Here is a 5680-nt window from a genome sequence, read left to right on the forward strand (position 1 = left end):
GCTTGAAGTCGAACACAGTCTCGCCGGAAATGCGGTTGGCGGCGCGCAGCGGGTCGACCGCCGAGGCCACGCACATGATCGACGAGCCCGAGAACACCAGAAACGTCACCTTGAGGGTTTCCCGCTCGGCGCGAAAGATCGTCGGCTTTTCGCTTTTAGTCATGGCGCCTTCGTAAAACGCAAAACAGTTTCCGGCAAGTCGGTCATGCTTGGCCAGCTTCGGCGCAGGTCGTCATAGCAAAGCCGGTTTCCGGCTTCATCAATGGCTGATCGAATTTGGGAGGAAAGACGATGCCGCTCGCGATGAACCGTGAGGTTTTCATTACCTGTGCCGTGACCGGTTCCGGCGGGACGCAGGACCGCAGCCCGAACGTGCCGCGCTCGCCCAAGCAGATCGCCGATTCGGCGATCGAGGCCGCCAAGGCGGGTGCTGCGATCGTCCATTGCCATGTGCGCGACCCCGAGACCGGCAAGCCGAGGCGCGACGTCCATCTCTACCGCGAGGTCACCGAGCGCATCCGCGAGGCGAACGTGGATGTGGTGCTGAACCTCACCGCCGGCATGGGCGGCGACATGGTGTTCGGCTCGCCGGAAGCGCCGCTGCCGCTCAACGAGAAGGGCACCGACATGGGCGGCGCCACCAACCGCATGGAGCATGTGCGCCAGTGCCTGCCGGAGATCTGCACGCTTGATTGCGGCACGATGAACTTCGCCGAAGCCGACTATGTGATGACCAACACGCCCGGCATGCTGCGCGCCATGGGCGGCATGATGACGGCGCTCGGCGTGAAGCCCGAGATCGAGGCTTTCGATACCGGGCATTTGTGGTTCGCCAAGCAGCTGGTCGAGGAACAGGTGCTGAAGCCGGATGCGCTGGTGCAGCTGTGCATGGGTGTGCCTTGGGGCGCGCCGGACGACCTCAACACCTTCATGGCGATGGTCAACAACGTGCCGTCGACCTGGAACTGGTCGGCCTTCTCGATCGGCCGCAACCAAATGGCCTATGTCGCGGCGGCGGTGCTGGCCGGCGGCAATGTCCGTGTCGGGCTGGAAGACAATCTGTGGCTGGACAAGGGCGTGCTGGCGACCAATGCGCAGCTCGTCGAGCGCGCGGTGAGCATCGTCTCCAATCTCGGTGCGCGCGTGCTCGGACCGGAGGAAGTGCGCAAGAAGCTTAACCTCACCAAGCGGGCTCCGATCGCGGCATGAGCATGACCCCGAAAAGTGGGAACCGGTTTTTGCTTCGCTGACCTGCGGTTCGGAAAAGATCATGCTCAAACAACATTGAAAAGCGGGAGGTCGAGATGGCTACCGTCAAATTCACCGCGATGAAGGACGGCGACAAGGAAGACTATGAATTCCTGACCGCCCACGAGATCGACTATGCCGCCAGGACGGGGGATCGGCTGCTTTCCGCGCTGGTGCAGCTGGACGAAGGTTTGTCCGGCTATAAGATCACCCGGCTCGGCCATTCGCTGCAGGCGGCGACGCGCGCCTGGCGCGACGGCGCCGACACTGACTGGATCGTCTCCGCGCTGCTGCACGACATCGGCGACATATACGCGCCCTACAATCATGACGAATATGCCGCCACCATCCTGAAGCCGTTCGTGCGCGAGCAATGCACCTGGGTTGTCGAAAAGCACGGCGACTTCCAGCGCCTCTATTACGCGCATCATTTGGGCGGCAACCAGCATGCCCGCGATCGCTTCGCCGGCCATCTCTATTTCGACGATTGCGACCGGTTCTGCGAGCGCTGGGACCAGTCGAGCTTCGATCCCGACTACGAGACGCTGCCGATCGAGTTCTTCCGGCCCCTCGTGCTCGAAGTCTTCGCGCGCAAAGCTTACGACCCGGCCGTGATCCGCGCCGGCGAGCGCGTGCCGCTTTCCGATCCCGAAACAGCCAAGACCAGAACCGGAGCCTGACCATGAGCATCATCAACAAGGCGGCCGCCATCGGCGGCGGCGTCATCGGCGCCGGCTGGGTGGCGCGCCTGCTCTTGAACGGCATCGATGTCTCGATCTTCGATCCCGATCCCGAGGCGTCGCGCAAAGTCGGCGAGGTGATGAAGGGCGCACGCCGCGCTTACAAGCAGATGCTGCCCGGCGGCCTGCCCAAGGAAGGCAAGCTCACCTTCGCCAAGACGATCGGCGAGGCGGTAGCGGATGCCGACTTCATCCAGGAGAGCGTGCCGGAGCGGCTCGACCTCAAGCACAAAGTGCTGGCCGAGATCGACGCCCATGCGCCGGCCAACTCCATAATCGGCTCCTCGACCTCTGGCATCAAGCCGACTGACATGCAGGTGGCGATGAAGAAGCACCCGGAGCGGCTGGTCGTCGGGCACCCGTTCAACCCGGTCTATCTTCTGCCGCTGGTCGAGATCGTCGGCGGCCACCAGACTTTTCCCGAGGCGATCGAGGTCGCCAAGGAGATCTACGCCTCGATCGGCATGAAGCCGGTGGTGGTGCGCAAGGAAATCGAGGCCTTCGTCGGCGATCGCCTCCTGGAGGCCGCGTGGCGCGAGGCGCTGTGGCTGGTCAAGGACGGCATCTGCACCGTCGAGGAACTCGACGATATCATGCGCTATTCCTTCGGCCTGCGCTGGGCTCAAATGGGCATGTTCCAGGTCTACCGCGTCGCCGGCGGCGAAGCCGGCATGCGCCACTTCATGGCGCAGTTCGGACCTTGCCTGAAATGGCCGTGGACCAAGCTGATGGACGTGCCGGAGTTCAACGACGAGCTGGTCGACCTGATCGCCACGCAGTCGGACGAGCAGGCAAACGGCCTCTCGATCCGCGAGCTTGAAAAGATCCGCGACGACAATCTGGTCGCCATCATGGATGCGCTGTCGAAGCAGAACAAGGGCAAGGGCTGGGGCGCCGGCGCGCTTCACAAGGACTATACCAGGCAGTTGGCCAAGCTGGCGGCGAAGCCGGCCGCCAAGGCAGGCGACAAAGCAAAAGCCGCCAAGCCGGCGAAGAAGATGGCGAAGCCCGCAAAGGCCGAGAAGCCCACGAAGGCCGACAAGGCGAAAACAAGCAAGAAGAAGGGCTGAGGCGATGCATTTCGGTCTTTCGGAAGAACAAAAACTGATCGTCGAGACGACGCGTGCCTTTGTCGAGAACGAGCTTTACCCGCATGAGCGCGAGGTGGAACGCACCGGCGAACTGCGCCGCGAGCTGATCGACGAATTGAAGGCGAAGGCGATCGCGGCCGGGCTCTACGCCGCCAACATGCCGGCCGATGTCGGCGGCGCCGGCCTCGATACGGTGAGCTGGCTGCTCTACGAGAAGGAGCTTGGCCGCGCCAATTACGCGCTGCACTGGACCTGCGTGGCGCGCCCGTCCAACATCCTGCTCGCCGGCACGCCGGAGCAGCGTGAAAAATATCTCTTCCCCTGCATCCGCGGCGAAAAGTGGGACTGCCTGGCGATGACCGAGCCCGGCGCCGGCTCCGACCTGCGCGGCATGAAGGCGACCGCGGTCCAGGACGGCTCGGACTGGGTGCTCAACGGCACCAAGCACTTCATCAGCCACGCCGACATCGCCGACTTTGCCATCGTATTCATGGCTTCGGGCGAAGAGGATTCGCCGCGCGGCAAGCGCAAGAAGATCACCGCCTTCTTCGTCGACAAGGGCACCAAGGGTTTCACGGTGCGCGACGGCTACCGCAACGTCTCGCATCGCGGCTACACCAACTCGATCCTCGAATTCGACGACTGCCGGCTGCCGGCTTCCCAGGTGCTCGGCGAAGTGCACAAGGGCTTCGAGGTGGCGAATTCATGGCTCGGCGCCACGCGCCTGCAGGTCGGCGCCACCTGCCTCGGCCGCGCAGAGCGCGCGCTTTCGCATGCCATCGAATATGCCGCGCAGCGCCAGCAGTTCGGCCAGCAGATCGGCAAGTTCCAGGGTGTGTCGTTCAAGCTCGCCGATATGGCGACGGAGTTGAAGGCCGCTGACCTGATGGTGTTCGAAGCCGGCTGGAAGTACGATCAGGGCACCGTCACCGATCAGGACATGGCGATGGCCAAGCTGAAGGCTACCGAGATGCTGGCTTTCGTCGCCGACGAGGCGATCCAGATCCATGGCGGCATGGGGCTGATGGACGATCTGCCGCTGGAGCGCATCTGGCGCGACGCGCGCGTCGAGCGCATCTGGGAAGGCACTTCGGAGATTCAGCGACATATTATTTCGCGGGCGTTGCTGCGCCCGTTCGGGGCTTAGAGCATGATCCGCCAAAACCGGGATCCGGTTTTGGCAACGATCGTGCTCAAATGAAAAGATGACCATGCATAAACTCGAACGTCTCCTGCGCCCGAAATCGATCGCCGTGTTCGGCGGGGCGCAGGCCGCCGCCGTCGTCGCGCAATCAATCAAGATGGGCTTTGCCGGCGAAATCTGGCCGGTGCACCCGACTAAAGACGAGGTCGCAGGCCGCAAGGCCTACCGTTCCGTCGCCGACTTGCCCGGCGCGCCGGACGCCGCCTTTGTTGGGGTCAACCGGCATCTCACCATCGAAGTGGTCAAGGCATTGGCCGAGCGCGGCGCCGGCGGCGCCGTCTGCTTTGCCGCCGGCTTCCTCGAGACCGAGGCCTATGACGAGGACGGCGAGCGGCTGCAGGCCGAGCTGGTCGCCGCCGCGGGTGAGATGCCGATCATCGGCCCGAACTGCTATGGCCTGATCAACTATGCCGACGGCGCGCTTTTGTGGCCCGATCAGCATGGCGGGATCAGACTGGCCGAGGGCGGCAAGGGCGTCGCCATCATCACTCAATCGTCCAACATCGCCATCAACATGACGATGCAGAAGCGCGGTCTGCCGATCGCGTTCCTGATGACGGCCGGCAACCAGGCGCAGACCGGCCTTTCCGAAATGGCGCTCGGTCTGATCGAGGACGAGCGCGTCACGTCGCTTGGCCTGCATATCGAGGCCTTCGATTCCGTGGCCGGCTTCGAGCGATTGGCGGCGAGAGCCCGCGAGCTGAAGAAGCCGATCATCGCCATGAAGGTCGGCCGCTCGGAACAGGCGCGGCAGGCGACGGTTTCCCATACCGCGTCGCTTGCCGGTTCGGATGCCGCCTCGGGCGCGTTCCTGAAGCGGCTGGGCATCGCGCGCGTCGATTCCATACCGGCCTTCATCGAGGCGTTGAAGCTCTTGCACATCACCGGGCCGCTGCCCGGCTACAGACTGTCGTCGATGAGCTGCTCGGGCGGCGAAGCCTCCGTGATGGCCGACAGCGCGGAAGGACGCTGGGTGCATTTCCCGACGCTAAGCGCCGAGCATCGCGCGCATGTCAAATCGACGCTCGGGCCGCTGGTCGCGGTCGCCAATCCGCTCGACTACCACACCTTCATCTGGAACAACGAGCCGGCGATGACGGCCACCTTCACTGCCATGGTGTCGGGCGGCTTCGACCTCAACATGCTGGTGCTCGACTTCCCGCGCCCCGACCGCTGCTCGGACACCGACTGGTGGGCGACGCTGCGTGCCTTCGAGGCGGCGCTGAAGACCAACAGGGCGCAGGGCGCGATCGTCTCCTCGCTGCCGGAAAACCTGCCGGAGGAATATACCGCCGGGCTGATGGCGCGCGGCATGGTGCCCTTGTTCGGCATTTCGGAAGCGATGGACGCCGCCCAGGCCGCCGCCTTCATCGGCTGGGCCTGGCGCCAGCCGCCGG

The 5680-nt window shown here is 64.2% G+C and carries 5 protein-coding genes and 1 pseudogene; 5 read left to right on the forward strand and 1 reads right to left on the reverse strand.

Annotation, left to right across the window (positions count from 1 at the left end; all coding sequences use genetic code 11):
• Positions 1–163: pseudogene (locus EOA60_RS39020) on the reverse strand (GlxA family transcriptional regulator); the annotation flags it as partial.
• A 128-nt stretch (positions 164–291) separates the two neighbouring features.
• Here EOA60_RS39020 and EOA60_RS16015 point away from each other — a divergent pair.
• From EOA60_RS16015 to EOA60_RS16035, 5 genes are all read left to right on the forward strand, one after another.
• A complete protein-coding gene (locus EOA60_RS16015; protein ID WP_066996067.1) occupies positions 292–1209 on the forward strand; it encodes a 3-keto-5-aminohexanoate cleavage protein in 918 nt (305 codons plus the stop codon).
• Positions 1210–1304: 95 nt separating this feature from the next.
• Positions 1305–1928, forward strand: coding sequence for an HD domain-containing protein (locus EOA60_RS16020; RefSeq protein ID WP_066996070.1), 624 nt, complete (start codon positions 1305–1307; stop codon positions 1926–1928).
• Positions 1929–1930: 2 nt separating this feature from the next.
• On the forward strand, positions 1931–3058 hold the full coding sequence (locus EOA60_RS16025; protein ID WP_067324062.1) for a carnitine 3-dehydrogenase: 1128 nt from the start codon (positions 1931–1933) through the stop codon (positions 3056–3058).
• 4 nt (positions 3059–3062) lie between these two features.
• Positions 3063–4226 carry an acyl-CoA dehydrogenase gene (locus tag EOA60_RS16030; RefSeq protein WP_066996076.1) on the forward strand — a complete coding sequence of 388 codons (1164 nt, stop codon included), beginning with the start codon at positions 3063–3065 and terminating at the stop codon, positions 4224–4226.
• Positions 4227–4290: 64 nt separating this feature from the next.
• A partial coding sequence (locus EOA60_RS16035; RefSeq protein ID WP_164899342.1) for an acetate--CoA ligase family protein occupies positions 4291–5680 on the forward strand: 1390 nt, incomplete at its 3' end.

The sequence above is a fragment of the Mesorhizobium sp. M1A.F.Ca.IN.020.06.1.1 genome (genome assembly GCF_004023265.1).
GTDB lineage: Bacteria > Pseudomonadota > Alphaproteobacteria > Rhizobiales > Rhizobiaceae > Mesorhizobium.

Excerpts from the sequence above, each read along its gene's own strand:
- EOA60_RS16020 (WP_066996070.1), top strand. The coding sequence starts at position 1,305 with ATGGCTACCGTCAAATTCACCGCGATGAAGGACGGCGACAAGGAAGAC.
- EOA60_RS16030 (WP_066996076.1), top strand. The coding sequence starts at position 3,063 with ATGCATTTCGGTCTTTCGGAAGAACAAAAACTGATCGTCGAGACGACG.
- EOA60_RS16025 (WP_067324062.1), top strand. The coding sequence starts at position 1,931 with ATGAGCATCATCAACAAGGCGGCCGCCATCGGCGGCGGCGTCATCGGC.
- EOA60_RS16015 (WP_066996067.1), top strand. The coding sequence starts at position 292 with ATGCCGCTCGCGATGAACCGTGAGGTTTTCATTACCTGTGCCGTGACC.